The 25,943-nt window shown below is 46.0% G+C and carries 25 protein-coding genes and 1 pseudogene; 11 read left to right on the top strand and 15 right to left on the bottom strand.

What is annotated here, in order from left to right; genetic code table 11:
* Nucleotides 1-26: 26 nt before the first annotated feature.
* The 4 genes from H6F74_RS01615 to H6F74_RS01600 all read right to left on the bottom strand — a co-directional run bounded on the left by H6F74_RS01615 (nt 27) and on the right by H6F74_RS01600 (nt 4,881).
* On the bottom strand, nt 27-746 hold the full coding sequence (locus H6F74_RS01615) for a hypothetical protein (protein ID WP_190435302.1): 720 nt from the start codon (nt 744-746) through the stop codon (nt 27-29).
* A gap of 152 nt (nt 747-898) precedes the next feature.
* Nucleotides 899-1,753 (bottom strand): DUF2267 domain-containing protein, encoded by an 855-nt coding sequence (locus H6F74_RS01610; protein WP_190435299.1) that lies wholly within the window; start codon nt 1,751-1,753, stop codon nt 899-901.
* Nucleotides 1,754-1,975: 222 nt separating this feature from the next.
* Nucleotides 1,976-3,187, bottom strand: a complete 1,212-nt coding sequence (locus H6F74_RS01605; RefSeq protein WP_190435295.1) for an RNA-guided endonuclease TnpB family protein — start codon at nt 3,185-3,187, stop codon at nt 1,976-1,978.
* Between the two features lie 137 nt (nt 3,188-3,324).
* Complete coding sequence (locus H6F74_RS01600) at nt 3,325-4,881, bottom strand: ATP-binding protein (RefSeq protein WP_190435291.1); 1,557 nt, start codon at nt 4,879-4,881, stop codon at nt 3,325-3,327.
* 407 nt (nt 4,882-5,288) lie between these two features.
* Here H6F74_RS01600 and H6F74_RS01595 point away from each other — a divergent pair, with 407 nt between their 5' ends.
* The gene (locus H6F74_RS01595) at nt 5,289-5,480 is read left to right on the top strand and encodes a hypothetical protein (RefSeq protein WP_190435287.1); all 192 of its coding nucleotides are present in this window, start codon (nt 5,289-5,291) and stop codon (nt 5,478-5,480) included.
* A gap of 158 nt (nt 5,481-5,638) precedes the next feature.
* On the opposite strand, the gene H6F74_RS01590 is transcribed toward H6F74_RS01595, so the two are convergent.
* On the bottom strand, nt 5,639-8,866 hold the full coding sequence (locus H6F74_RS01590; RefSeq protein WP_190435283.1) for a glycoside hydrolase family 15 protein: 3,228 nt from the start codon (nt 8,864-8,866) through the stop codon (nt 5,639-5,641).
* 162 nt (nt 8,867-9,028) lie between these two features.
* Here H6F74_RS01590 and H6F74_RS01585 point away from each other — a divergent pair, with 162 nt between their 5' ends.
* The gene (locus H6F74_RS01585; protein ID WP_190419167.1) at nt 9,029-9,184 is read left to right on the top strand and encodes a chlorophyll a/b-binding protein; all 156 of its coding nucleotides are present in this window, start codon (nt 9,029-9,031) and stop codon (nt 9,182-9,184) included.
* Nucleotides 9,185-9,356: 172 nt separating this feature from the next.
* Here H6F74_RS01585 and rpoD read toward each other — a convergent pair whose 3' ends face one another.
* Nucleotides 9,357-10,565 (bottom strand): RNA polymerase sigma factor RpoD, encoded by a 1,209-nt coding sequence (gene rpoD, locus H6F74_RS01580; protein ID WP_190435280.1) that lies wholly within the window; start codon nt 10,563-10,565, stop codon nt 9,357-9,359.
* A 632-nt stretch (nt 10,566-11,197) separates the two neighbouring features.
* The gene (locus tag H6F74_RS01575) at nt 11,198-11,902 is read right to left on the bottom strand and encodes a polysaccharide deacetylase family protein (protein ID WP_190435276.1); all 705 of its coding nucleotides are present in this window, start codon (nt 11,900-11,902) and stop codon (nt 11,198-11,200) included.
* Nucleotides 11,903-11,967: 65 nt separating this feature from the next.
* Between H6F74_RS01575 and H6F74_RS01570 the strand changes: the two genes are divergently transcribed.
* Complete coding sequence (locus H6F74_RS01570; protein WP_190435394.1) at nt 11,968-12,468, top strand: hypothetical protein; 501 nt, start codon at nt 11,968-11,970, stop codon at nt 12,466-12,468.
* A gap of 98 nt (nt 12,469-12,566) precedes the next feature.
* Here the strand turns inward: H6F74_RS01570 and H6F74_RS01565 are convergent, their stop codons facing one another.
* Together H6F74_RS01565 and H6F74_RS01560 are read right to left on the bottom strand one after the other, a co-directional pair.
* Entirely contained in the window at nt 12,567-13,337 is a 771-nt protein-coding gene (locus H6F74_RS01565; protein WP_190435271.1) for a hypothetical protein, read from the bottom strand.
* Nucleotides 13,338-13,442: 105 nt separating this feature from the next.
* The gene (locus H6F74_RS01560) at nt 13,443-14,153 is read right to left on the bottom strand and encodes a hypothetical protein (RefSeq protein ID WP_199300748.1); all 711 of its coding nucleotides are present in this window, start codon (nt 14,151-14,153) and stop codon (nt 13,443-13,445) included.
* A 507-nt stretch (nt 14,154-14,660) separates the two neighbouring features.
* On the opposite strand from H6F74_RS01560, the gene H6F74_RS01555 reads away from it, so the two are divergent.
* A complete protein-coding gene (locus H6F74_RS01555; RefSeq protein WP_190435268.1) occupies nt 14,661-15,563 on the top strand; it encodes an alpha/beta hydrolase in 903 nt (300 codons plus the stop codon).
* A 59-nt stretch (nt 15,564-15,622) separates the two neighbouring features.
* Here the strand turns inward: H6F74_RS01555 and H6F74_RS01550 are convergent, their stop codons facing one another.
* Nucleotides 15,623-16,141: a DUF4330 domain-containing protein gene (locus H6F74_RS01550; protein ID WP_190435265.1), complete on the bottom strand. Its 519-nt coding sequence runs from the start codon at nt 16,139-16,141 to the stop codon at nt 15,623-15,625.
* 171 nt (nt 16,142-16,312) lie between these two features.
* Nucleotides 16,313-16,516, bottom strand: coding sequence for a hypothetical protein (locus H6F74_RS01545; protein WP_190435262.1), 204 nt, complete (start codon nt 16,514-16,516; stop codon nt 16,313-16,315).
* A 382-nt stretch (nt 16,517-16,898) separates the two neighbouring features.
* Between H6F74_RS01545 and H6F74_RS01540 the strand changes: the two genes are divergently transcribed.
* Nucleotides 16,899-17,750 carry a M48 family metallopeptidase gene (locus H6F74_RS01540; RefSeq protein WP_190435259.1) on the top strand — a complete coding sequence of 284 codons (852 nt, stop codon included), beginning with the start codon at nt 16,899-16,901 and terminating at the stop codon, nt 17,748-17,750.
* 50 nt (nt 17,751-17,800) lie between these two features.
* On the opposite strand, the gene H6F74_RS01535 is transcribed toward H6F74_RS01540, so the two are convergent.
* Nucleotides 17,801-18,553 carry a metallophosphoesterase family protein gene (locus H6F74_RS01535; RefSeq protein WP_190435257.1) on the bottom strand — a complete coding sequence of 251 codons (753 nt, stop codon included), beginning with the start codon at nt 18,551-18,553 and terminating at the stop codon, nt 17,801-17,803.
* Nucleotides 18,554-18,876: 323 nt separating this feature from the next.
* Here H6F74_RS01535 and miaE point away from each other — a divergent pair, with 323 nt between their 5' ends.
* Together miaE and H6F74_RS01525 are read left to right on the top strand one after the other, a co-directional pair.
* Complete coding sequence (gene miaE, locus H6F74_RS01530) at nt 18,877-19,509, top strand: tRNA isopentenyl-2-thiomethyl-A-37 hydroxylase MiaE (RefSeq protein WP_190435254.1); 633 nt, start codon at nt 18,877-18,879, stop codon at nt 19,507-19,509.
* A 315-nt stretch (nt 19,510-19,824) separates the two neighbouring features.
* The gene (locus H6F74_RS01525) at nt 19,825-20,322 is read left to right on the top strand and encodes a GNAT family N-acetyltransferase (protein ID WP_190435250.1); all 498 of its coding nucleotides are present in this window, start codon (nt 19,825-19,827) and stop codon (nt 20,320-20,322) included.
* A 363-nt stretch (nt 20,323-20,685) separates the two neighbouring features.
* Here H6F74_RS01525 and H6F74_RS01520 read toward each other — a convergent pair whose 3' ends face one another.
* The 3 genes from H6F74_RS01520 to H6F74_RS01510 all read right to left on the bottom strand — a co-directional run bounded on the left by H6F74_RS01520 (nt 20,686) and on the right by H6F74_RS01510 (nt 23,156).
* Nucleotides 20,686-21,420 carry a DUF1995 family protein gene (locus H6F74_RS01520; protein WP_190435247.1) on the bottom strand — a complete coding sequence of 245 codons (735 nt, stop codon included), beginning with the start codon at nt 21,418-21,420 and terminating at the stop codon, nt 20,686-20,688.
* 96 nt (nt 21,421-21,516) lie between these two features.
* Nucleotides 21,517-22,698 (bottom strand): cysteine desulfurase family protein, encoded by a 1,182-nt coding sequence (locus tag H6F74_RS01515; protein WP_190435244.1) that lies wholly within the window; start codon nt 22,696-22,698, stop codon nt 21,517-21,519.
* Between the two features lie 77 nt (nt 22,699-22,775).
* A complete protein-coding gene (locus H6F74_RS01510; protein WP_190435243.1) occupies nt 22,776-23,156 on the bottom strand; it encodes a hypothetical protein in 381 nt (126 codons plus the stop codon).
* A gap of 9 nt (nt 23,157-23,165) precedes the next feature.
* Here H6F74_RS01510 and H6F74_RS01505 point away from each other — a divergent pair, with 9 nt between their 5' ends.
* The 4 genes and pseudogenes from H6F74_RS01505 to H6F74_RS30840 form a co-directional block, all read left to right on the top strand.
* On the top strand, nt 23,166-23,351 hold the full coding sequence (locus tag H6F74_RS01505; protein WP_190435240.1) for a hypothetical protein: 186 nt from the start codon (nt 23,166-23,168) through the stop codon (nt 23,349-23,351).
* 79 nt (nt 23,352-23,430) lie between these two features.
* A complete protein-coding gene (locus H6F74_RS01500; protein WP_190435238.1) occupies nt 23,431-25,167 on the top strand; it encodes a phospholipase D-like domain-containing protein in 1,737 nt (578 codons plus the stop codon).
* 101 nt (nt 25,168-25,268) lie between these two features.
* Entirely contained in the window at nt 25,269-25,580 is a 312-nt protein-coding gene (locus tag H6F74_RS01495; protein WP_190435235.1) for a hypothetical protein, read from the top strand.
* A 209-nt stretch (nt 25,581-25,789) separates the two neighbouring features.
* Nucleotides 25,790-25,943: pseudogene (locus H6F74_RS30840) on the top strand (RNA-guided endonuclease TnpB family protein); the annotation flags it as partial.

Here is a 25,943-nt window from a genome sequence, read left to right as displayed (position 1 = left end):
AGCCTAGAAACGAGAATTCTTACTTTTTAGTTCAAGAAAACAGATCCACTTTCTTGAATAGTCATGGCATTTTTGTCAACGCTTAGATCCGTTGTTTCCTGTAAATTCACCTCCAATACTCCCGGTTCAGAGGATGCTTGAGGAACTACCCTCAGTAATGCCCCATTCGGGCGTTGGAAGGTCATATTCACGGGTGTTTTCAAACCTTCTAGAGTGGCATCGGATCTGCCTTGTAGCTGTCGCTGAGTGGTATCGCCAATCACTTGATAAGTAATAGGATCGCCAGTTTGGTTCACCAACTTGACACTTACCATCCCGTTCATGGGGATAACTCTGGAAGCCGGAGATTGTAGCTGTTCTGGTGCTGGTGTAGTTTCTTGTCCGCCGCTTTCAGGTATAGCGTTGGAACTGGGAGATACTGGCTGCTGCTGTACTGGTTGTGTTCCGGGCAAGACAGCCGGACAACCCTCTGGGGGACGAATGCCGCGCTGGACGTGTTGGGGTTCGTAAAAGACACTCGGACAAGGGTTAAGTGGTGAGACGCGCCCTGTGGGTTGGAGTGATTGGTTTATGGTATCGCGATCGCCTGTATTCTGCATCATGCGATCACTACTATCCGGCGCTTGGTTCATATTGCCGGGAGTAGGGTTCATTTGGGCGAGTGCTGGTAAGCCAATAATTAGACTTCCACAGATAGCCCCCATTAACCCAATGGTTTTTTTGATTGGCTGATTTTGCCGAATCATCGTTTATTCCTCTGTTAACTGAATTTTAAAAAAAATTTTGCTGTTGCCTATATCTTATCTTTTTATTTTTTAAGTTTTAAATATTTATTTCTTTCCCCTTACATCTGGCTAAAGAAAGATTTTATTCATCTTTCTTTAGCCCTTATTTCACCCTATGCTTGCTCCCACATTTCCTTTATTTTGTCGGGAAGAAAGTCGGAAATTTCCTTAATCCGTTCTGGCGACAAATCATCTTTAGTCGCCGAGAAGACAGCCTTGATTGCCATTTCTGGTTCTACGCCTTGTGGCAAACCAGCTTCTTGACGAATCCGAAATAGAAAAGTATCCGCCTTAATAATCAAAGGCGGACGAATCCGACTTAAGAAATGGACAATGGGATTAGTATCTACCCAAAGATCCGCAACTTCGTTTTGCAGCGCTTTATCTTCTGTGGGTAGGGCTTCTTCATGTAATTCTTCAGTCACCCGGTCTACAGCTTCGTTGGTCATCATATCCCGCATTGTGCGGAACACAACCTCAGTGATATCTCTGGCATCAAAAATATCTTCCAATTCGCCCCGGAACATGACTTTTTCCAGGAAGGGCATATCCTTTGTAGCAATGGGAACTACCGGGCCTTCATTAAGGGACTCAGGCGGGTTATCCTCCATTTTTTCTAGCAGACGTTGCCCTTTTTCTGTCAGTCTTGCACTCTTAAATTTAATCAAATGAGGTGCTAAACCATCTGAAGGATCGTAGGTGTTGGCAATCCGAAAGTCAAACTCTTTCGGGTTAACTACATCCGAAGTATCCTCCTGATTTCCATAGGCATTGCCAGTAAATTCGGCATCGATATACTGCTTTTGATTTAAATAATCCAAGTGACCTAATAGGTCGGTTTCTGTAACTTGTCTTCCGGCAAAATCTGATGCTGTAAAAGCCACTTCATGCTTACCCGGTTCATTGTCACCTTCGTGGATTTTTTTGAGTAAGATGTAGGCAATATCTTCTCTTAAAGGTATGGTCATCAGAAACTCCTGATAAATTGAATCTAGTAAAAAATGCTATTTGCCGAAAAATGTACGCATACAGCAGTGAGCTATTGAAACTCCCAAGAGTTTCAAGCGCAATTTTTGGCTAATTGAATGAGGATAAATTCCTTATCCACACCTTTTAGAAATTAATAGGTTAAGCACGATCCCCGCATCTGCCACGGGTAGCATTTCTTTAGGAGATTGACACTCCCCTGCCTAAAGGCGAGAGGATTCTTCGTTCAAAGACCCAACTTGCCCAGATAGGTTTGCACCTACCACAGTAGAGGTCGAATCTCCCGAAGCGTTCGGATCTAAAATCCAAGTTCCCGTATGCCCTACGGTACTCAAGGCTAATTTCAGGACGTTGATGGCAGCATTCCAATCTCGGTCTAATACCAACCCACACTCGCAAACGTGCGTTCTGGTAGATAAAGATTTTTTGACCTGAGTGCCGCAATTAGAGCATTGCTGGGAAGTGTAGGCGGGGTTTACGGCAACCGTTACCCTGCCAAACTTCACCCCAAAATACTCTAACCACTTCCTGAACTGATACCAACCTGCATCATTAATAGAAAGGCTAAGACAATGATTTTTGACTAAGTTCTTAATCCTCAAATCTTCATAGGCGACCAAATCGTTAGATTGGATTACGCAACGCGCTATTCGCTTAGCGTGTTCTTCGCGCTGCCTACTTATTTTGAGGTGTACTCGTCCTAATCTATTGATGGCTTTCCTGCGGTTGGCAGAGCCTTTTTTCTTCCGTGAAACACGACGTTGACGCAATTTCAGTCGCTTGGAGCCTGTTCGATAAAATCTAGGGTTAGGTTCAGTGTGTCCATTGCTATCGGTGTAGAACTCTTTAAGTCCCACATCTAAGCCGATGGTTTTACCACTAGAGGGCAGTTCTTGATGAGTATCAACTTTAATGAGAAATTGAACGTAGTACCCATCAGCCCGACGGACTAATCTAACCCGTTTGATTTGGTCAGGTTGGTAGAAGTTTAAGTCCCACGTTCCCTTGAGTTTTAGTTTCCCAATTCCTTTCTTGTCAGTAAAAGTGATTTGCTTGTTTGTCTGTGATAGCGCCCATCCAGAGGTCTTATACTCCACTGAACGAGAGTTTTTCTTGAACTTGGGATAGCCTTTTTTTCCGGGAATGGATTTCTTGCAGTTGTCATAAAACCGAGCGATTGAGCTATAGGCTCTTTCTACAGAGGCTTGCACCGCTGTAGAGTTCAAGGTTTTGACAAAAGAAAACTCATTTCTTAGCAATGTACTCAGGCGATATAACTCTTTTTGTCCTACGCCTCGGTTGTCCATCCAAAAACGAACACACTTGTTGCGAACGAATTGAGCAGTTCTAATCGCTTCGTCTATAGCTTCGTATTGAGTTGTTTTTCCTTTTGCTTTGAACTCTAGGACGATCATCTTACGTGGGAAAACCCTACGCAAAAACTTTAACACAAAAGCCGCCCTTGTAGGGCGGGGCTTTAGGCCTATTATTTTGGTAATGGGGAGGATGAGGAATGAAGGCTGAATAGGAGAAGTTGTTTGGTGGTTTATTGTTATTCTTCTCTAGGGGCGGGTAAGGTGACTGTCACGGTTGTGCCTTGATGGAGAATACTAGCGACTTGGATGTAACCGTGGTGATTTTCGACAATTGCCTGAGCGATCGCTAACCCCAATCCCGACCCCGTTGCTGTAGAATTCCCACTAGAGTGAGTCCGGGCTGGATCAACCCGATAAAATCGGTCAAAGATGTGGGGTAGTGCCGACTCTGGGATACCCGTGCCAGTATCGCTGACGGTCACTTGTAGCTGGGGTATCCCGTAGCGTCTAGTAGAGATGCGTTCGCCATCGCCTTTTTCTATATATTGCAATTCGACATCAACTTGACCACCCGCCGGAGTGTATTGCACCGCGTTACTAACCAAATTTGTAAACAGACGCGCCAATTGATCCCAATCGCCCTCAACATCCAATGTTGGATTTTGGATTTTGAAGGGATTTTTGGGGAAATTTATTCTTTCCAAAACATCGCCTGATTTTGGATTATTGGGAATTGCGGATTGGCGAGATTCCCCCAGTCCCCAGTCCCCAGTGCCCAGTGCCAAATCTAAAGATAGTTTGATACCCTTTTCAGATGCAACTAGCTGTTGTTCTTCTATCACCTCCATCAATAGGGCATCCAGGGGAACTGACACCCAATTGCGTTGCACCATACCGCTATCTTGCCGCGCCAGAAACAGCAAATCATCCACCAAACGCCCCAACCGCCGAGTAAGTCGTTCTACAACTTTCAACTGTTGTCGGTAATGTAGAGGTGCCTCGCCCTGTGCTTCTACCAAGTCAGGGTCAGCTAGCGCCACCTGGACATTGGTTTGAATCATGGCAATTGGGTTTCTCAGTTCGTGGGAAGCGTCAGCTGTAAATTGTTTGAGACGTTGATAAGACTCTCGCACTGGTTCCATTGCCAACCCAGAAAGCCACCAGCCGCTAGCTGCAACAGAAATCAACATTAGCAGGGTGCCAAAAATCAAATCGACCATCAGCAGGCGAGTCGGCTTAGCAACCTCAAACCAGGGATGGCTGACGCGCAGATATCCCAGTACCTGTCTCCCGATTTCCACTCGTTCTGTCACCTGTCGCAGCAGGAGTGGTGAGTATTGAGTGCGTAGCCCAGGTGTCTCGCCAGTTTGTTCTGAGTTTTGAGTTTTGAGTTTTGAGTTAAGAGATTCTCCTTGCTCCCCTGAACCCCTTACCACCTTGACGGTTTCACCAGTGCGATTGAGATGGATGGGAATATCTAGCGGTTCGGATAAAGTTGACCAGCGTAATTCACCGTTGGGGCTAAACCATTCTAAGTCGATGTGGTCGTCTTCAACTGTGTCCGCATTGTTGGGAAAACTCGCCTCGACGTTAACGGTAAGTTTGTCGGGCGCGACACTTTCAATTACGAGACTTCGCTGTACAACTTCTACCACATGATTGAGGGTGTCATCCACACGCTCAATCAAGGTGCTGCGGACATACATATAGACACCAGTGGCAAATAGCAGCAGCAATACAGCTGTTACAGCTGTATACCAAAAAGCCAACCGTCTACGAGTGGCTTGAAACATAAGCACCTCAGCCAATTCTCACAGTGTCTACAGTTTAGTGGCTATCACCCTTGATAAAACGGCATTACAGCAAAGGTTCGCCGTGACGTTCAACTAACTGGTCAGCCACTACAACATTTCAAAAATTATTTTCGCTTAAATACACTTAACAGCTAAAAAAATCAGGGTAAAACAAATGGAAACTCTCGCCTATCTTCATCTTGCCTTATCCTTTGAAGAGTGCGTAAATCTTGAAGTTGACGAATTTATAGAAGTTTCCGTAATCCCAAGCCAACTAGAGTGTAGAGATAATTATAAGATTTCGCTTTTGTCAAGTTCAGATGAATGGCTCAACTATTCGCCAGTTTGTTTTTAAAAACTAACTGATATCCTTCATTCAAGGTTTCCCAAACTTACAATTTCGACTCATGCAACCAACTAAAAACCAGTTTACAGAGGAAGTGCTTACCGATTTAAACGCCCTGATAAATGAAATAGAAAATAACCCTTCCTTATCTTCATGGGCAATTCGCTTAACTCTCAAATCTATTCGAGACAAAGCTAAGAAGATGACATTTGAAACTATGCCGAAAGATGCCAAATTTGCTATTAGTTGTTAGCCATTAGCTATTCCGGGTTATTTGAATTTGATTTGTGATGGTAGAGACGTTTTTATGACGTCTCTACCTTTTTTTATGAACCGCGTTAGCGAAGCCTGCGCGGTTCATTCCTGTAAAAAATCTAAACCACTCCACAAGTTACTAATGATAAATGACTATTAAGCAGCACTAACCTGTCCAAATTGAGTCAAGAATCTAAACGCCTTTACAATAAAAGTGGCGCATTCCTTGGGAGAAGTTCCATAAAAGGCACGCCAAGCGGCGGCTTTGTACTCATCGTAACGGTCGGCGTGTTCCGGAAACTTTTCTAGCCAAGCTAATCGGACAGCATGACCAATTAGCACATCTAGCACAATATATTCGGCAATTTGTAAACCGGGGTTAGCGATCGCGATCGCATCCAATTCCATCAACGCCTCAATATTAACTTTACGGTATTCCGGCACCTGTATCTTATTTAGCAAATGTTCCACCCGCAGAGCAAAATTCTTCTCTCCGGGTGTCATTTCTGACAAAATCATCTGGCTATCCAAACGGTTGCGGCGTTCTAACTTATCGCCAATTACCAAACCCTTACAGTGTTTCAGCAATCGCCAAACGCTGGGATAAAAATCTTTCGGAACCCGATTTAACGCCCCATCTAACTGTCGCTGTCGCAACCAACCACCAGCCGCGGGTGCTTCTACTTCATCTTGTTCCACTATTGACACCACCCAGTCAATATCTTTCTCCTGCTGTTTAACGTGCAAAGATTCTTGACTTAGCAACACTTGATTCATCCCTTCGTATCCAGCCAAAACTTGACGCAGACGCATCCTAACTTCAAACGGACTTAATTGCATCAAATTTTCGTAAGCTTCATCTTGAGATGTTTGCAACTCGTGAGCTAATTCGCTAGTTAAAAGTAGAATTAGATATCCGACTCGCAGCGTCAGCAAACCGTCAAATAATTGGGGTTCCGACTTGATCAGTTGACCGAGATAGATTAGGATTTCTTGAGTAAGGACGCGATCGCGTATATCTTCCCTACAAAACTCCCGAATCTTATCCATAATCTCTGTATACGACATCGGGCGCGTCATCAAGGATGCCTCACTATACGCCTTCCCCACCGTAATTTGCTTACCCCGCACCAGAATATCAGTCACCGCATCCGACAAACTGATATCCACCTTATCCAGCAACCCAGCCGCATGACGCACCACCGTCCAATAAGGTGAAGCCCCAGAAATACCAGCCTTAGCGTAAACTTCATCTAGCAAATCCGCCACCGTCACCCGCACGCCAGGGCCTCCGAACCCTGTGTCAAAATCCAACCCCCGCAACCGCACCAAGGTATCCAACCACTCAACTTGCTCGTAGATATTATTTGTCTCCCGCAGACGGTCGAGTAATAATCCTAAATTCGTTTCACACTCCAGCATAAATTCTTGAGTATGGTTCAACGGGCCATTTTTCTCAGGAAGGCTAGCTAGGTAGTAGCATTGCAAAGCTGCATCTTGAACTGGAGACTGACTAAACTCAAAATCGTGCAGAGAATCGATTCTTTCAGTCCCCGCCGTCAGCATCAGCTGATTGAGTCGCCCCAATTTTACCCGGACACCATTGCAAAGACCGTCTTTCAAATCCTGCATCAACTCCAGCAACGCCTCAGAGCCAGTTTCCAGCATCCCATGAGTTAGCAACAGCGTCATCGTCGGACGACCCAACTCAGACCAATTCCGCTGAATATACGCCAGTTCGCTTTGAATTTCAGCCACCAGGAAATGATAATCTAGCGTCAGATAAAATTGCTGTTGATCCAAAAACGACGGTAAAAAGACAATCGTCTCACCTCGGACACGAAAAATCCGCGATGTCGTTAAACTCCGCAACCGCCTTAAAGGTCTGCCAGTAAGTCCCAGTTTATCATTCCGACCAATTTGAGTAAAAACCCCCGACAAGTCGGTTGCTTGACGTACCTGAATCGGTTCCACCTGCGTTGGTATTTGGGTAGCAATGCCCTGAACTTGCAATTTTGCCTGTAAATCCTCATCTTCAGCTAAGAGGGCAATTTGCACCAATGGGTCTTGATTGCGATTCATTGTTAAATGCCGTCCCAGTGGGTCAATATCTCCCACCGCGACCAAACCTTCACTCAACATTTGCCCCAATAAATACAAGCTTTGCGCCCATACCAAGGGAATATTTTCGTTAGGTAAACGTGTCTGGCTGTGAGGATTTAACCTTTCCGCCTCTATCTTCTCTCTCGGCACATAATACAGTTCAGGTAGCAGCCTCAAACCTTCCTGTTCAATTAACAGAGACTCCAGACACTCTTGGTAGTCTTTAACTTGTTCTGTGTCTCTGTGAAACAAGCCATCCAGCACCAAATAGGTGAAAAATAAAGGCCATTCGCACTCAATATGCTCAAACTGTTGCAGTTCCCAAGGTTCGTAGTGCAAGCGGCTGGTATCTTCCAAAACGGTTTGGTGTCCATCTCGCAAAAAGCGTTTGCAGCCGTAGCGTCCTTCCAGCTTGTCAATAATTTTCTGGCGGGTGCGTTCCACCAGTTCCAGATTTTCCACTGCAAAGGCTGGGAAACTAATTACACTCAACAATGCCGCATCAACTTCTTTTGAGCTGGATTCCCTTGGCAGCAAGGATTTCAGTGTCATCCGGGCGCGAGCAATTTCATCAGGTAAGACGTGGATAACCGAAGCCTGAGAACCGCGTACCCCGAATAAATCCAACCCGCTAATCGCTTCTAAAGCGGCTTTTGCCATTCCCACCGAACTTGCGTTCAGTTCTGGATTCCCCCGATTAATTTTATTTCCTCGTTCCCAAATTCCATAATCGGGTGTTCGGTATGCGCGACCAATGTAATACACCAGATTTTGCACGAAGTTAACTTCATCTATGCAGTAGATGATGTGTAACCCGGATGCTGTCATCTGCGCCAGCATCAGTAAAAACAGGGAGGTAGCATCTAATTGCAAATGTCCCCAAGCGTCATCGCCAACGACAACATCGCCAGAACTGGTGTTGTATTTGGCGTGCAGGCAGTCTAGCAGGGATTGGCTTTGTTTAAAACTTTCTACTTTGTGGCTTTGGCGCATCATGCAGAACAATAGCCCCCGCATCAGCTTGACGACGCTTTGTTCTAGTTCGTAGGTGCGTCCCCCATCTTCATCAACTTTGCGGTAAGCCAGCGCCAATCCCCAAACCGCGAGAATGCTATAAACGTTGTCTCGCACCCAAGCGTCGGTATAGTCGCCGTGGGCGTTAATGGCGGTACTGGCGGGTAATAGCCCGGTTATCGGATTTTGACGGTTGAGAATGACTGCTGCGATCTGCTGATAATAATTATCTAAGCGATCGCTTAGCAGTTTGGCGGTTAGCGACATATCATTTTGCAAGAGTATGAGGAAGCAAGCCCAAGTGCCTTATATTTTCGCACCAAAGTCAATTTTCATCCGCAAGCGGATCAGATTGTTGCGCGATCGCTGATCTTTGGTTACATTAATTTGCATAATGTAGCCAAATTTTATTTCAGTCAGTATAAAACTATGCAAACTCAAGATCGCAACGATGTAACTAAGGTTGGCTTTACGCCTCAAGCTGAAAACTGGAACGGTCGTCTGGCGATGATTGGATTCCTCGCTGCTGTAATTATTGAACTCACCAGTGGTCAAGGTGTACTTCACTTCTGGGGTTTAATGTAATTTTCCAGTCTTTTTAACCTCGGTCAATCTCAATTCGCTGGGTGTTTCTTCGGAAATATCCAGCTTTTTTATAAATTATGGTGTTTTTGAATAGTTGTAGAATTATTGTTAGGAAAAAAAAGCTAAGAAAATAGGGTGGGCATTGCCCACCCTATTTACTGAAAGCTCTTGTTTAGCGAATGTATTCTTTGAGGATGCTGTTGCGGTTGGGATGGCGCAACTTGCGGAGGGCTTTCGCTTCGATTTGACGGATTCGTTCGCGGGTGACGTTGAAGATTTGACCGATTTCTTCGAGGGTCTTCATGCGTCCATCATCTAAGCCGTAGCGCAGACGTAAAACGTCGCGTTCGCGGGGGCTGAGAGTGTCGAGGACACTTTCTAAGTCTTCCCGGAGCAAATTTTTGGAAACTTGATCTTCTGGGGTTTCACCATCAGCTTCGATGAAGTCTCCCAGTCGAGAATCTTCTTCTTTGCCGATTGGCGTTTCTAAGGATATCGGCAACTGGGCAGATTTGGCGATGAAACGCAGTTTCTCGATAGTCATCTCCATTCTCGTAGCAATTTCTTCTTCAGTGGGTTTGCGGCCCATTTCCTGAGAAAGGAGTTTGGTGGTTTTCTTGATGCGAGAAATGGTTTCGTAGAGGTGAACGGGTAGGCGGATGGTGCGGGATTGGTCAGCGATCGCTCTGGTTATTGCCTGACGAATCCACCATGTAGCGTAAGTTGAAAACTTGTAGCCTTTCTCGTGGTCGAATTTCTCAGCGGCGCGAATCAATCCCAGACTGCCTTCCTGAATCAAGTCTTGGAAAGATAACCCGCGATTCATATATTTCTTGGCAATCGAAACCACCAAACGCAGGTTTGACTGCACCATTTTGTCCTTAGCGCGGCGACCTACATAGAGGCGATGTCGAAACGCTGGTAGGCGCTTTTTCACCTCTTTAGACCACTCTTCTTGCTCTGGTTCTCTTCCTAACTGAGTAGTAAGTTGTTCCCAGACTCGCTCAGATTTCAGTACCCCTTCAGCCCACTCTATATCTTGGGGTTCCCGCTCTAGATTTTCGATCAATTGCTGGCGCAAACGCTCCAATTCCAGCAAATCTGCAATTTTCCGAGCAAGTTCAATTTCTTCGTCGGCGCGTAGTAGGCGAATCCGACCAATTTCTTGTAAATATAGGCGAATCGAATCCTCTGTATAGTGCTTCTTTTTAGTTTGCACCCGACGACGGGATCTGGCTACCTTACCAGGCTTACCGTCTTCTTCATCCGGTGCTGCGTCTACAAATTCTTCATCTCGATCCGCTTCTTCGTCAATTAATAGCTCTAACATTTCGCTGTCAGGCTGAATGATGATTTCGAGTACGTCGTTGGCCTGGGTCATGCCTAATTCCTCATGCTCCTTCAGTTAAAGACCAGAAGATGGTGTGGTTAATCTACAAACAAGTTAGTCAGTGGTGTTTGCCAGCATTCAAAGGTTGCTCACTGACTAGGTGAGAGAAAGAGAGAATACATTCCTCACAACGCCAGGGCGAACTTAAAAGCGTTGGGGTAGGTGTTAATGCTGGATATGTTCAAGACCTTTCCGATTGTAGCCTCTCTTACAAAAATTGCACGTTTTTTGATTATTTAATCCTGCAAATATGAAATTAATGTCTGGCGAGCTTTTACAAATGGATAATGCAATTGGAATTGATGCACCCATCACGCAGCCCATCTCCTTGAACTAATTTTTACAGGATTTGCTCTTACTTACTCGCTTTCTTGAGAAAGCAAGCCAGCTTTTCGCTGCCTTTCTATCAATTGCCCGCTTTATCAGCGTCAAAGGATTGGCGACAATAGCACTAAGCAGTAATGAACGTGCAAGCCAAAACTACGAGAAATTCTCCTTTTATCTTACGTTAAGCTCAAATATAACTCCATACTATTAAGCTTTATAGGTCAGCGGTTGAGACAAATGGCTGAATTCTATTCAGTCATTCTAATCAACTGGGACTAAATGTGACATCTAAAACATCAATATATATTGCAAAATCCGCATTGACCACTCAATTTGGCTTGTTGCCACAAAAAATCAATGGTGACAAACTGGTATCCTTGCTGCAATAGTTGGGGAATTAGCTGGCTAGTAGTTTGGGCTACGTCTTGTCCACCGTAGTAGCCATCGTGTAGAACAATCACTGAACCATTGCGAACTTGCCGCAGCACTCGCTCTACGACCAGGGAAATCCCTGGTCGCACCCAGTCTTCCGGGACGACGCTCCACATGACGGGTCGATAGTTCCACTGGTGCAATAAATCTAAGGTTTGGGGTGTAAACAAACCGTTGGGGGGTCGGATATCTCGGATGTAGCGTGGGTCTAGTTGACAAGCTTTTTGGATTGCCTGTTGGGTTTGTTCTATACTTTGCTGGAGTTCTGTTGGGCTGAGTTTAGGAAAGGCGCGATGATCGTATCCGTGTAATCCAATCCAGTGGCCCCGGTCGTAGACTTCTTTAGCAACTGTTGGGGAACGGTTGACACAGGCACCGAGCCAGAAAAAACTAGCAGTGATGCTGTAGCGGTCTAGCACTTGTAACAGCTCTCTGGTGTACTGAGGATGGGGGCCATCATCAAAGGTGAGAGCGATCGCTTTTGAATTTGCAGCACCCGACCACAGACAGTTAGGAAAGGCAGGCTGAAGAATTCGGTACACAATAGGAAATAGCGGAGCCAGCTGCATTTAGTCTATTAAATTGGTGTCAGCATACAGTGAGTCTTAAAGGTCAATTTTTACAACAAAAGCAAATTTTTGCCACCGTCACGCGATTTTTTCTTTTGGTTGCTCTTGCTGGGTGCAGCACTGTAACTACCAACCAGTATGAAGCAACAGCACGGACTACTTTCACTTGGAAAGTTCACTACTTTACCAATCCCAGCCGCAATCAACAGCGAATAGAAACTTTTGGCTCTACTTCTTTGCTCAATCGCAATGGCGAGAAACCAGAAGGAGCGGTTATTGGCCCTGATGAGCGGGAACTTTGGTGGGCTGCTCTCCCGCCACAACCGACGCTGGATGAAATTGAACAGCGACAACAACCAGGCGAACAGACAAGTACACCTGGTCTGTTGCGAGATGTGGACTACCAGATTACCTATCGCTCTGGCAACCAGACGGTGACGTTGCCGACGAATTACGATGTTTATCGGGAGGTTGTGAAGGCCTATCCTTCCCAGACACCTTTAGAGCTGACTTTGGGAATCAACGATGCTTCAGTGGAAAAAGCTGAACCCAAGTTTGAAAATTAAAAGTGAAGCATCCCCCATATACGCCATGTGCAACTTTATAGCGCGATACTCCCAACCCAAAGGCAAATTAGGGAGCTAAAAAAAAGTTGCACATTCGGTCAATTTTTAATTTTTAATTTTCTAGCAGAGCTTTTCACAGTGATGGGTATCTTTAACGGCTGACTGGCTTTAGTTAGCTGCTGTGATTCCAGCTCTTGCAGACCATCGAGAATTGCGTCGCGGATGACAGCTTCCGGCTCTCGACTCAGCATCAGGCGAAAATATTCGGAGATGGTACGTTTGCGATCGCGTTCCAACCGAGCATCTGTTACTAAAGCGCTCAGTTGACGAACTGCAAGCAAACGCTTCAGGGGGTCAACCTGTGTTAGTTCCGTTAACAGATGGTTCAGATTACCTTCGTCGCGATTCACTTGACGACTAATAATTTGCCACACCAACAAAATGAGGGTGAACAGGGTGCCTAAGCCTTGTAGAATCGCACCAGTTGCAATCCAGGGGCTATCTGAGTCTACCCAGATGGAAGCAGCCATGTAGGTGCTGAAGCTGGCAAGTCCGCCGCTACCAACTGCCAGAGTTAATTGACGATTGGAGCCGCTAAAAAACCTTTGTAGACTTGACCAGTGTACTTGCCAGTCCCATTCCTGCATCAAGTAAACCAGCAACATTACCAACACACCAGCGCAGGTAGCCAGCAGAAGCTTCCAGTTCCAGAAAAGCATTGCCAACATAAATGCGATCGCCAGCAGCCAGCCTCCTTGCGACAACCTTGCTTGAGGAAACCGCTGGAAAAGTGCCAACTTTGATGGTTTGTGCGACGAGCTTTCAATGAGGTTAGCGATTTGCTGCCGCCATTTAGACGCCTGTGCCACGGAGATTTCCTGCTTAAGTCAGATAGATTATATCTAACCTACTGGCTCTCTCGATAAGTTTTTTCTCAGTGGAAGGTTCAAACGTGGGAACGCTAACTTATTTTCTTAGAAGCCAAAGCTTAAGTCATCGACGGTTAGCTGACCGTCAAAGGCGTAGAAACTAATCCGACTGATATCTGGTACGTTTACGCTCAGAAGCGTGTTGGGAGGGATTGGGGAGTCAGTTCCGGCGAGATTTGGCCCAGGTATCTCGGTGCGGGCGAGCAGTTTATCTTGGGCGTCAAAGGCAGATAAAATAGTTCGCTGGGAACTGGTGGTAAAGCCACTGACAAAACGTACTGGATACTCGAAAAACACTTCTATCAAGCCGTTTTTCGGCGCACCCATGAGGACTGTGGTGCCAGAGTGAACGGGAAAGGCAGGGTTTGAGGGTTGGAGAGCGATCGCGTTTCTAAAGGTGACTCCCCATTGTTGAAACTGACGTTCCACTACTTCAAAGCATGTCAAATCTTCCATGTTGAGGCGAACGCAGGTAGGTTTCTTTACCGGAAAGCCGAAATCAGACTCTAACGGCTTTGCGCCAGCAGCAGCGACAACGGTAGCAGCGTTGAGAAAATCCGCTGTCGCTGATGCTTCAAACTCGCCCACTTCATCACACACAGGACTGTATTGCTTTGCCATAACACTATGTAAACGCCCTTTTTCAACAACCGGATCGCCTTTAACTGCATCTAGCACTGGACACTGGACGATGATTTCTTTCTGGCTTTTCAATGGAAGCGACGACCTTAAACTACCAACTGTCCTTGTGTTCATCCAGCCTCCTTGACTCCCAAAGCATTTTTTATATTGCCATCCCAATTAATGCTTCTTTGGCCAGTCGAAAGATTCCGCACTTTAAACTGTCTGATCCGGAAATGATGGCAAATGTTCCATTCCTCAACGTTTGCTGATGGCTGCTCGTTTAAGCGTAGCTGGGATTTTACTTAAGTACGGAAAAATGGGGTGATGGGTTTTACCCCCTACCGTTAAAATTATCTCTGATTTTTTCCGGTTTCGCATCCGTTATCTAGCTGATGTCTCCGAACTCCCACAAATGTCAAACCAACGCGCTATTAATTTTTTTACCCAATATGGCTATTTTTCGGGTGAGAGAACCACTTACCAAATCTTTAAACAGACGAGGTTTGGTTTTAAAGTTTCTTGGCATTTCTATCGGCTGTGTGGATCGGGGAAGTTCTTCATGACTAATCACCATTCCAGAGCCAGAGGTTTTGGTAGACCTAAATCGGCGATGATGGCAGTAGATAGGAGGTTTGTCCCATGATTCAGCCACCAGGATTTGAACAGCACTCAGTTGTCACCTCGTTGGGAAGAATGGTGTACTACACTAACGAGGGGGAACCGTGGCGGTCAACATCTGCCACCAGCTTGAAAGAGTTGCCCACATTGGTTTTCCTGCATGGCTTTGGTGGGGGGTCGTCCGCTTATGAGTGGTCGAAAGTCTACCCAGCTTTTGCGACTGAGTATCGAGTTTTAGCACCAGACTTAATTGGGTGGGGTAGATCCGATCATCCAGCCCGGAATTACCAAATAGATGACTACATCAACACGATTATCGAGTTTCTGGAGCTGACTTGTAATAGCGCAACGCCTGTAATTGCGTCTTCGCTCTCCGCTGCCTTTACAATTAGAGCTGCGATCGCTCGTCCCGATTTATTTAAGTCCCTGATTTTGACGACAGCCGCTGGTTTGTCTGACTTTGGCGAAAATTACACGCGCAGTTTCTTTGCCCAATTGGTCAGCACACCGATTCTAGATAGATTAATTTACAGCACTGGCGTTGCTACCAGCGGCGGTATCCGCAGTTTCTTAGAACAACGCCAATTTGCTCAGAGCGATCGCGTTTACGAAGAAATTGTCAACGCCTATCTGGAATCTGCCCTGGAACCAAATGCTGAATATGCAGCGCTTTCTTTTGTGCGGGGGGATTTGTGCTTCGATCTTTCACTGTACATTGGGCAGCTAAACGTGCCTACTGCCATCATGTGGGGCGAAAAATCTCAGTTTACAGGCCCTGATATTGGCAGGCGGCTTGCAGCTTTGAATCCGCAAGCCATCAAGGTTTTTCAACCTCTGGATGATGTGGGACTGACACCCCAGTTAGAAATGCCTGCGGTGACAATTGGCTTAATCCGGCGATTTTTGAAGTTGCTTAATGGCTAATGGAATCATGGCTAATGGTCAAGAACGCAATTAGCCATGATTCCCTTCTTTTAGCCTTTCTACCGGATATCAATCACAGTGACGTTAAAGTTGTAATCTGAACCGTCGAGTTCTAGGGGCATGCCAATTTTGACTTTAGTGCCGCCTATGACTAGACCATCTTTAGTAACTTGCCCTTTTGTAGCAAAATTCATTAGCATATCGGTGCTGAAAGAATCTTGTCTGGGATCGGCTAAGGCTTTGACAGAACCATCTGGTTGCGGCACAACCACTGTTCGTGGTAGGAGTTTGACGGATTTAACCTCCATCTGTCCGGCAGGTTGATTGCGGATGATAATATTTACTTTTTTGTCTTTCTCAAACTGTTCGATTAATCCTTGCGGGTCTAGGACGTTCAAACCCCGAACAATGGCATCTACTTCTACTTGTTTTGTGGTAACGCCGACTTGAGCAACCGAACCGGAGGTGCCGGGGAAGAAAAAGATCCCGACAATAACTGAGAGAATCACTAAGGCAGCAGCAACATCTAAAATGCTTACCTTGCCGAATAAGCGACCTTGAGAATCCAAAATCTTCATGCAGAAATGTCCTGGCTCTAGCTAAAAGACTGGTGGAAATAACATCTAACTCTATAGATCGCAAGCTAGATGAGTCACGATCCGGTAGTCTTTTGTCAGAGTAACATGAGTGCCGTCAGGAAGTGGCGTGGCTGACTGGATAACTAAATCTGCTGAAAAAAAGAGGATTATTTAGTCTACTACGCGCAACCATCCATTTTTTAGCTTGTCAAGGACTCGATTTACTTGAGCTTGCTCTTCGGCGTTTAAGGCTGTTTTCGATAACAGTGTGGACATCAGCCGCCGTTGGTCAGCGCGAGTGATTGTGCGAGTGATTAATAAATGCTCAACTAATTGACCAATACTTACCGATGTTAAATGCTCTTGAGCTTGCATATATTAAACGTGAGGATATAGATACTATCTAAATTTTCTGTGAGGCTGCCTGGTACTTCATCGGCATAATCGCTTAATTTGCTTTTCGGAAAAATGCTTGTCTACGCAATATTACCTAGGAATCTGGCAAGGCTTAAGCGATCGCATTTTGATGGTGTTGAGTTAACGGCAGGATAAAGGATAAATCCAATGATTATATTTATTGTTAGGACTTAACGCTCTTATATTGGCTATTTAGGCAAAAAATCTCTTGTTTTAAACAAAAGTTGGAAAACTATCTGCCAGGGGAATCCTAGAAAGGCAACCAAGACTTGCTGCTTTGCGTCTTGGATTCCAGAGTCTTTGATTGCAGTTGTTTGAAGTATTCTTGCGCGTATTGGCTATGAAGTTGAATCCGTTATCATTTTTTTATCGTCGGGCAAATCGCCGCTGGTTATACCCGTTGCTGTCAGCGGTGATGGCGCTGTTTATTTGGGTAGGTTTGCCGCAACCAGGGCAAGCGATACCCTGGTTAGACCTGATTTTGCGCGGCGTTCAGGTGATTCAGATGTCGAATGTTTCTGATAGACAGGAAGTTCAGATTGGTCGGGCAATTAATGAACAACTGGTGACTAGAGAAATTCGGCTGTATCGTAATCCGCAAATAACCCGCTATGTTAATGAGATTGGTCAGCGGCTGGCTAGTAGTAGCGATCGCCCGGATATTCCTTATACTTTTCAGGTAGTTAACGATAAAAGCGTTAATGCTTTTGCTACGATGGGCGGCTTTGTCTACATCCATACTGGCTTGCTAAAGGCGGCAGATAATGAAGCTCAGCTGGCAAGTGTCTTAGCTCACGAAATCGGTCATATTGCTTCCCGTCATGCGTTGGAGCAAATGCGTCAAAGTGCGATCGCTCGCGGTGTCGCGGCTGCTGCTGGGTTAGACCAGAATTTGGCGGTGCAAATTGGTGTGGATCTAGCTCTGCGCCGTCCGAACAGTCGCCAAGATGAATTTGAGGCGGATCAAAAGGGTCTGGAAATGTTAACAAATGCAGGCTATGCCCCCGCAGGGATGGTGGGTTTTATGGAAAAACTACTCCGAGGCGGCTCGGTGCCTAGTTTCTTGAGTACCCATCCGGGGACACAGGACAGAATTAAAGCCTTGGAACGTGCCATCGACCCGGCGACTGCCAATGTGGGCGAGGGGCTGGATGAGTTGGCTTATAAGAGGAACATCCGCGTCCTCCCCTAAAAGACAAACTCTTTAAAAAGGCAATCCTTTCATAGGATTGCCTTTTTGCCTTATGGTCTTAGCATATGGCGACGCATTCTACCCACCTGTGATGGATCGATTCGCGTTACAGCTTCTGATAGCGAGAGTTTGCGAACGCGACCGCGCAAGACGTTGACTTGATATACAAGGTTGTTGGTGATGTCCAAGCCTGTCAACCAGCCGCTTTTTTGGTGGTAGGCACCAGTATCAATGTCTAGCCAGCCATTTCCTTGGGCTAATTTCCCTGGTGTCACCCCAGGCAAGGTGAAGGTGATGGTGTGACCTGTGATGATCAGTTTATCAGGGAAGTATGGTTTGGCTATACTGTGGAATTCTTCCCGAATCCAACAAAATTCTTCAGCGCTTTGCTTTTCGAGGGGGATTTGCGGATGAATGCCTGCGTGAACTAACCAGATATCGCCTAAGTCTAGGTGTGTTGGCAAGCTTCGCATCCAGTCTATATCTCCTTGGGGAATGCCAGCTTCGCCATAACTGTTGACGGTGGCGTGTCCGCCACTATAAAGCCATCCTTGCAGGGCTGGGCCATATACTTCTCCATCGCCCAATACGTCTATTAACATTTGCTCGTGGTTTCCCAAGAGGCAGTGGTAGGAACTTTGCCTGACAAATTTCACAACCTGAGCGCTCTGAGTCCCCCGATCTATTAAGTCCCCCAGAAAATAAACTGAATCTTCATCAGAAGGCGCGATCGCTTCTAATAATCTCATTAGGCCGTCGTAGTGGCCATGCACATCACCTATCACAATGCGACGGTGGGTCATTTTGCTTTTCCTAACTTCCGATTTCTCACAACACTGGATAGTGCCGACTATTATTAAGGTGATGCACAGCCTGAAGTAGGGAATGCCTGCCTAAAAATTAAAAATCAAAAAAGACACATTTTAATTTATAATGTATGATTCTCAATTCTTTTAAATGGCGGTACTTCCCAGATTGTAAGTATGGTAGACTACAGTTCAATCATATCTTGCCTAGCCTTAGTAGCATATTTAAGGGTTTGGCATATCCCTTGCGGATGAACAAATATGTCTGATTTGCCCACTGGGGACAAAATTCAGACTAAAATCCTCTGGCTTTTGCTTGAATGTTAGAAATTTCCAAGAATTCTGAGCTTAGCGCCTCTTCAGTAACGCCGCCAACGATCGTCGCTTTGAAGCAACCAACCAGTCAGGCTTGGGTGAAGATGGCGATCGCTAACTTAGACACGATCCTGTTAGACCATTCCCACTGCGAACGAAAAGCTGCTGGCGTAGCTTTGAATTTGATGTTTCGCTACCCTTCTAATACTCAGCTGGTGCGGATGTTGACAGCGATCGCTCGTGAAGAACTGGAACACTTTGAGCAAGTCAATCAGTGGCTAGAACGCCGCCACATCCCTCTGGGACATCTTTCGGCTCCTCCCTATGGTGCTGGAATGAAGGCGCAAATTCGTCCCCAGGAACCTCAGCGATTGTTGGATTCTTTGCTTGTTTCTGGTTTAATTGAGGCTCGCTCTCACGAACGGCTGGGATTACTGGCTAATCACTCTCCAGATCCCGATCTAGCCAAGTTTTATCGCAGTTTGATGGCATCTGAGGCGCGTCATTATGGCGTTTATTGGGTGCTGGCTAATACTTACTTTGAGCGTGATGTTGTTAAAGAGCGGCTGGAAGAATTAGCTATTGCCGAAAGTGAGTTGTTAGAAACTCTGCACCCAGAACCGAGAATTCATAGTTAAGAACCTGACATTAGTAACCCCTTTTTGCCGACAAAGAGGGGTTACTATAGCAATTCAAGGGTTGGGTGCGATACATCTGTTGGGACATGGCATTGCCATGTCCCAACCTTGGTAGTGGGAACGTCAGAACCGTGATATATTCCACCCATCTGAGAAACGCTATAATGCTTCACAACTTATTTCGTATAAGTATATTTAAAATAAATAATATTAGCTTATATTTCCATTATTAAGAATAAACTATCAGAGAGGGGGGCATTGCAAAAACCTGACTTATTTGATAATTTTTTGTAGTTCCAATGGTTGAAAACGGGCATGAAAATACAATATAGTAATTTTTTAATTCGGAGTTGGGAAGAAAGCGATCGCGCAGCCGCATCTGATGTTATCCATTCAGTATTAACTGAGTATGGCTTGCCTTGGGAGCCAGAGGGAGCAGACAGGGATGTGCTGGAGGTAGAAAAATTTTATTTCGATGCTGGGGGCGAATTTTGGGTAGTGGAAAGACTTGGGCGTGTAGTCGGAACTGGTGCTTATTATCCGGTACATCGGGGAGAAAAAGCGGTAGAAATACGCAAAATGTATTTGTTGCCAGAGGTGCGAGGGCAAGGGTTAGGGAAGTATTTGTTGCATCAGCTGGAGAAAGCGATCGCATCCCTTGGTTTTCAAGAAATTAGGGTAGAAACTGCCAGCGTTCTCCAACAGGCAGTTAAACTTTATGAAAATAGCGGTTACAAAGAAGCCGAGGGGGTGGAGACAACTAGATGCGATCGCGTCTATGTCAAATTATTAGATTTAATTCCAGGCAAATAAAGGTAACTTAGTTTTCCGATGATAATGAGTAATGAATATATTTGTCACAAGTTATGTTTAATTACGTCGGCTATTTATAGATTATTTTTTATAAATTTATTTGCTAATAGAATCGTCCCCAGCAACGCTACGGGAACATCCCGTTTTTGCCAATATAACCCACAGGCTAGAAGCCTCGATGCTCGAACAACAAAGCCTGCCAACGCAAAGGCTTGATATTACTAGCTTGCGTTGGCAGGCTTTGTTTGTTTAGACGCGACTTTAGTCGTCGGACTTATAGACTGCTGAAGCTGCACTTTATCAGGCGAAACCAGCAGGACGGAGTCAAATTAAAAATGGGGCATTCTTCATTTTTAATTCTTTTTAACGACTCAGGGCGCGGATGAATCGTTGTAAATTGGTAAACAATCCAGATTTTTTTGGTGCTGGGGTGTCGCTGGTGCTAGTGCTGGTGCCTGTAGCCTGAGCGATAATTTGATCGAGTTCTTCCCCGACTGGTCTTTCGGAGACTTCAGCAATCAGCTTGTAATCGTCGCTAGTTTCCAGCCAGACTTGCCAAGATTCAGGATAGCAGCGAAGTATGGCAGCACCTTCTAGAGATCGCAGGTAGTAGCAAGACTCCAGGGAGATCAGGAAGCGATCGCGCAATTGTCGCGCTGCATAGCCAATCCCCACGATAGAGGGATCTTCTAAGCGGGGGTTGAGCATGACAACGGGACGATCTCCGGCATATTCGCATAGCTTCTCGACTTGCAGGACTTCTACCGAGGAAGGCTCAACCAACAATATAATCTTGTCTTCTGGCTGAATTTTATCTTCTAGGGAGCTTTTGCTGGTGCCAATATCTTGTATTTTAAAAGGCACCTCTGGCCAGTCGCGACGAGCCAGAGCAGCTGCACCAGCGTCAGGGAAGAAAACTTTTAGCCCAGAACCTATGTCTTCAAAAACTGGGATAAATTGCCAAGCTACAGGCATAATTTTGAGTTCTGGGAAGACTAACTCAACTTTTAGCCTGGTGTAACCATTTGCGATCGCGGCTTTGGTAGCTTCGCGGGATTGGGCGATCGCTTCTTCTAGAGTTTTGGGAAGTTCTGCCATCTGGAAAAATTTTGATTGTAGGGGCGGGTTTTACCAAATTATCTGTTATCTCACAAATATGTTTAATAAACTCGCCCGTGGGTGAGTTGTCAGCATTCAAAATTCTAAACTTAAAACCTTCTGTGACTGAAACTTAATAGCTGGTGGGATCAATCTTTCCAAAACTTGCTTTAGCACCATCGCCGCCCAGTCTACATCAGCTTCGGTGGTATCGCGTCCCAGAGTGAGTCGAATTCCTCCCAAAGCAGCTGCATCGCTGTAGCCCATTGCCAGCAGCACGGGGCTAGGGCTGAGTTTACCGCTGTTACAGGCTGCGCCAGCACTGATGGCAATTCCAGCGAGGTTCATCTGGCGCACGAGGGTCTTTCCGGTGATTCCTCCAGTGACGGTGAAGCTGACGTGATGGGGTAGGCGATGCAGTCTGTCGCCAGTGGGGATGAGGTGGGGGCTGTCAGATAAGAGGGAGAAGAGGCGATCGCGTAATTTTACCAATCTTGATGTTTCCGTTGCCAATTCTTGTGCTGCCAGTTCTGCTGCCACACCGAAACCAGCAATAATTGGTACAGCCTGCGTCCCGGAACGCAACTTTAATTCTTGTCCGCCACCGCACAACAAGGGTACTAACTCCACACCAGGACGCACATAAAGCGCCCCAACACCTTGAGGGCCATAAATTTTATGGCTGGAGAGAGATAGCATATCCACGGGTAGCTGCTGTACATCTATGGGCAAACGTCCAGCCACCTGCACAGCATCGGTGTGGAACAGAACGCCTTGGGAACGGGCAATTTGCGAAAGTTCCGCAATCGGTTGTAGCGTACCAACTTCGCTTTGACCGTAAATTAGCGAAACCAAGACTGTATTGGGTTGTAGCGCTAACTCTAAATCTCTGGGATTCACTCTGCCTTTGGTATCCACTGGCAAGCGCGTCACCTCCCAACCCCATAATTCCAGTAACCGCGCTGGTTCTGCCACAGCTGAATGCTCAATGCTGGAGATAATCATATGCTGAGGCAATCTATAGCTGCGGGCAACCCCCATAATTGCCAAATTGTCTGCCTCAGTGCCGCCAGAGGTGAAGATAATCGACTCTGAGGAAGGTGCGTTAATTAATCCCGCAACCTGCATTCTTGCTTGTTCCAGTTCGGTTGCTGCCCGTTGTCCCCACTCGTGCAAGCTAGAAGGATTCCCCCAATGTTGGGAAAGGGCTTGCTGCATGGTTGCGATCGCCTCCGGGCGAGTGGGCGTGGTGGCACTATAATCCAGGTAAACTTGCATGGTTGCTCAAGCGACAGGCTTCCTACACTTTCAGCATATAGCGCCAAAAGCCTGAACAACGAACAGTTAACCAGACTCTATCCGCCCGGTTTGCAGACGTTATATTCTTCGTGGGACATAACTTCTTCCGGTACCAGTCTGCTACCGCAGTCGCGGCAAATCATCCGGTAGTCGCGGCTTAAGGGAATACTGATGATCGTGCGGTTGTGGCGCAGCCGCTTTCCCTTAAATTCTGTATAGTTCCGGGTATTCTCCAATCTAGCAATGATGGTACGCGCCTTTACCACCAAATGAGCTGGAAGGTGTCTTAAATCAATGGGGTCATCGGCGAAGGTTTCCTCCCACTGCTGTTTTTCCTGTTTTTTTTGAACCCAAGTGGCGCGTTCAGAGGCGCACCGATGGCAGATTTGCCCATAGCCCTTGTGACCGCACGGAAAAGTCTTTTTTCTTGTTGGCATAAAAAAATAGTGGCGTGGCTTTTGGCACCCCACCCCCACAATGCTGCTACCCTGTGGAAACTCTCCGCCGTGAAGGCGGTTGGACAAAATATAAATTTTATCCGCTTGCAGTTTATGTTAATGCAAGAAGGGCGAGTTTCTGAGAACGGTCTTCGTTTTTTGGGTCAAAAAGTTATGAAACCTTTGAATACGTGAGTTTATTGTGTGGGTGGATGAGCGAAAATTATGTTTTCACGACCTAATAAAACTGCGGCTTGTTAGCCAGCATCTCACCGTGAATCTTTTTTCCCTGACTAAAATCCGTTTGGGGTATGTATTCCTCATAGCGCTGACTCTCGCCGCTTGTGGGCGGGTGCAGTCGCAAAATCCCATCCTTAAGCCCCTGCCTCAAGATCCGTTTGTTCAGGTATACTTCAACCACGCGGCTACATCAGAATACATTGAGCCTTACCGACTGCAAAAACGACCGGGAGATGACTTAGAGCATCATATTGTGGATGCGATCGCTTCTGCTAAATCCACAGTCGATGTAGCTGTACAGGAGTTGCGCTTACCTAAAATTGCAGCGGCGTTGGTGGAACGCAAGCAGGCGGGGGTGAAAGTGCGGGTGATTTTGGAAAATATCTACAGTCGCCCTTTGAGTAGTTTTACCGCTGCTGAGGTAGCGAAACTACCGCCAAGAGAACGCCAACGTTATAACGAATTTCGCCAGCTAGTAGACCGAAACGCCGATAATCAACTCACGAGTGCGGAAATTAATCAAGGAGATGCTTTGGTAGTTTTACGCAACGCTGGTATTCCCATAATTGATGATACTGCTGACGGTTCCAAAGGCAGCAGCCTGATGCACCACAAGTTTGTCATCGTTGATGGCACAAATGTAATTGTTACTTCAGCAAATTTCACTTCTAGCGACATTCATGGAGATTTTTCCGCACCTAGCAGTTTGGGAAATGCTAATAACTTACTAAAGATTGATAGTCCTGAAGTGGCATCCATTTTTACCCAAGAGTTTAACTTAATGTGGGGAGATGGGCCAGGAGGCAAACCTGATAGTAAGTTTGGTGTCAAAAAGACGTTTCGACCACCGCAACAAGTCAACCTTTTAGATACTACTGTCACCGTCCAGTTTTCTCCAACCTCCACTACACAAGCTTGGACTCAAAGTAGTAATGGCTTGATTGGCAAAACCTTAAATACATCTGCCCAATCTGTTGATATGGCCTTGTTTGTTTTTTCAGATCAGCGTCTGGTTAATATTTTGGAAGCCGACCATCAAAAAGGCGTGCAGATCCGCGCTTTAATTGACCCAGATTTTATCTATCGTCCCTACAGCGAAGCTTTAGATATGATGGGGGTTGCTTTAAGTAATTCTTGCAAGTACGAAGCCGAGAACCGCCCTTGGCAAGAGCCGATTAAAACTGTTGGCGTACCACTGCTACCAAAGGGAGATTTATTGCATCATAAATTCGGGGTTGTGGATAGAAAAGCTGTAATTACAGGTTCTCACAATTGGTCAGATGCTGCCAATACTGGCAATGATGAGACGGTTTTGGTAATTGAAAGTCAGACGGTTGCTGCTCATTACAATCGCGAATTTGAGCGTCTTTATGCTAATGCACAGCTGGGTGTTCCTGATGGGATTTTACAAAAAATCCAGGCTCAGGAAAAACAATGTCGTCCGGTAAAAAATACTTCAGGAGCGCAACCCATTGTAACTCCTTCTCCCCTCTCCCAGAACGCGAGAGGAGTTGGAGGTGAGGGAAAGACTGGAATGATTCCAGCTTCTAAACTATCTGAAAAAAGCGAAAATCAAACTAATCAAAAAGTTAATCTCAACACGGCAAGTAAAGAAGAAATAGAGGCTTTGCCGGGTGTTGGGCCAAGGCTAGCTGGGCGCATTATTGAGGCGCGTCAACAGAAACCTTTTACTTCGTTACAAGATTTGGATCGAGTGCCAGGAGTTGGCCCAAGTTTGTTGGAAAAATTACGCGATCGCGTGACTTGGTAAGTAGGGATTTGAGGGGATGTTAGTTCCGAGTCCTGAAGAAGAGGCGGCTAAACAACAACGAGCTGAACGTTTAGCTGAACAATTACGTGCAATACGAACACATGAATGAGACTACAGTGCTATTTCGTCCGGTTGGACAAAAAGAGTGGGATTTGATCGCAGAAAGTGGCTACACTGCGTTTCCGCCTCGGCTTCCCTATCAACCAATCTTTTATCCGGTACTAACGGAGGCGTATGCTGTGCAAATTGCCAGAGATTGGAACACAAAAGACGCAGCTTCTGGCTATGTTGGCTATGTCACCAAATTCGGCGTGAAAACGGAATTTATGGCGCGGTACGAGGTGCAGACTGTAGGGAGTTCTCGGCATCAGGAGTATTGGATACCGGCTGAGGATTTGCCCCAGTTCAACTAAAACCGCATTCCTCCCCCGCCATAAAACGAGCGTAGCAATGTTTTTGGCGGCGGGAGGAATGCGGGTGAGACAGGAAGCTCCTCCCCATTGCCGATTTCGACCAACGGGAGGACAGGCGACGGGGTGTGCGACGAACGAACAAATACTATATCTGTACTTTCTATTATCACTTTCACGCGATACGATAAGACTACTATCTCGTGAAGAAAATGCAAGTTATTACTGCCAAGCTAAAATTAAACCCCACAGTAGAGCAAAAAGACGCTCTGCGTGAGGTTTCTTTAGCTTATCGGGACGCTTTGAATTACGCTTCACAAGTAGCTTTCGATAACGATAAGACCAGCAATGGTAATAAGTTACAGA

The organism is Trichocoleus sp. FACHB-90, from assembly GCF_014695505.1.
GTDB lineage: Bacteria > Cyanobacteriota > Cyanobacteriia > Cyanobacteriales > FACHB-T130 > Funiculus > Funiculus sociatus.
Note: the sequence above shows the minus strand (reverse complement) of the source record. Positions and strands in the feature narration are given on the sequence as shown.

What these genes read in the sequence shown, in the direction of transcription:
- H6F74_RS01535 (WP_190435257.1), bottom strand. Translation starts at nt 18,553, where the DNA reads ATGACCCACCGTCGCATTGTGATAGGTGATGTGCATGGCCACTACGAC.
- miaE (WP_190435254.1), top strand. Translation starts at nt 18,877, where the DNA reads ATGTTAGAAATTTCCAAGAATTCTGAGCTTAGCGCCTCTTCAGTAACG.
- H6F74_RS01605 (WP_190435295.1), bottom strand. Translation starts at nt 3,187, where the DNA reads ATGATCGTCCTAGAGTTCAAAGCAAAAGGAAAAACAACTCAATACGAA.
- H6F74_RS01550 (WP_190435265.1), bottom strand. Translation starts at nt 16,141, where the DNA reads ATGAAGATTTTGGATTCTCAAGGTCGCTTATTCGGCAAGGTAAGCATT.
- H6F74_RS01540 (WP_190435259.1), top strand. Translation starts at nt 16,899, where the DNA reads ATGAAGTTGAATCCGTTATCATTTTTTTATCGTCGGGCAAATCGCCGC.
- H6F74_RS01510 (WP_190435243.1), bottom strand. Translation starts at nt 23,156, where the DNA reads ATGCCAACAAGAAAAAAGACTTTTCCGTGCGGTCACAAGGGCTATGGG.
- H6F74_RS01515 (WP_190435244.1), bottom strand. Translation starts at nt 22,698, where the DNA reads ATGCAAGTTTACCTGGATTATAGTGCCACCACGCCCACTCGCCCGGAG.
- H6F74_RS01585 (WP_190419167.1), top strand. Translation starts at nt 9,029, where the DNA reads ATGCAAACTCAAGATCGCAACGATGTAACTAAGGTTGGCTTTACGCCT.
- H6F74_RS01525 (WP_190435250.1), top strand. Translation starts at nt 19,825, where the DNA reads ATGAAAATACAATATAGTAATTTTTTAATTCGGAGTTGGGAAGAAAGC.
- H6F74_RS01615 (WP_190435302.1), bottom strand. Translation starts at nt 746, where the DNA reads ATGATTCGGCAAAATCAGCCAATCAAAAAAACCATTGGGTTAATGGGG.
- H6F74_RS01575 (WP_190435276.1), bottom strand. Translation starts at nt 11,902, where the DNA reads ATGCAGCTGGCTCCGCTATTTCCTATTGTGTACCGAATTCTTCAGCCT.
- H6F74_RS01590 (WP_190435283.1), bottom strand. Translation starts at nt 8,866, where the DNA reads ATGTCGCTAACCGCCAAACTGCTAAGCGATCGCTTAGATAATTATTAT.
- H6F74_RS01555 (WP_190435268.1), top strand. Translation starts at nt 14,661, where the DNA reads ATGATTCAGCCACCAGGATTTGAACAGCACTCAGTTGTCACCTCGTTG.
- H6F74_RS01520 (WP_190435247.1), bottom strand. Translation starts at nt 21,420, where the DNA reads ATGGCAGAACTTCCCAAAACTCTAGAAGAAGCGATCGCCCAATCCCGC.
- rpoD (WP_190435280.1), bottom strand. Translation starts at nt 10,565, where the DNA reads ATGACCCAGGCCAACGACGTACTCGAAATCATCATTCAGCCTGACAGC.
- H6F74_RS01595 (WP_190435287.1), top strand. Translation starts at nt 5,289, where the DNA reads ATGCAACCAACTAAAAACCAGTTTACAGAGGAAGTGCTTACCGATTTA.
- H6F74_RS01495 (WP_190435235.1), top strand. Translation starts at nt 25,269, where the DNA reads ATGAATGAGACTACAGTGCTATTTCGTCCGGTTGGACAAAAAGAGTGG.
- H6F74_RS01560 (WP_199300748.1), bottom strand. Translation starts at nt 14,153, where the DNA reads ATGAACACAAGGACAGTTGGTAGTTTAAGGTCGTCGCTTCCATTGAAA.
- H6F74_RS01545 (WP_190435262.1), bottom strand. Translation starts at nt 16,516, where the DNA reads ATGCAAGCTCAAGAGCATTTAACATCGGTAAGTATTGGTCAATTAGTT.
- H6F74_RS01610 (WP_190435299.1), bottom strand. Translation starts at nt 1,753, where the DNA reads ATGACCATACCTTTAAGAGAAGATATTGCCTACATCTTACTCAAAAAA.
- H6F74_RS01600 (WP_190435291.1), bottom strand. Translation starts at nt 4,881, where the DNA reads ATGTTTCAAGCCACTCGTAGACGGTTGGCTTTTTGGTATACAGCTGTA.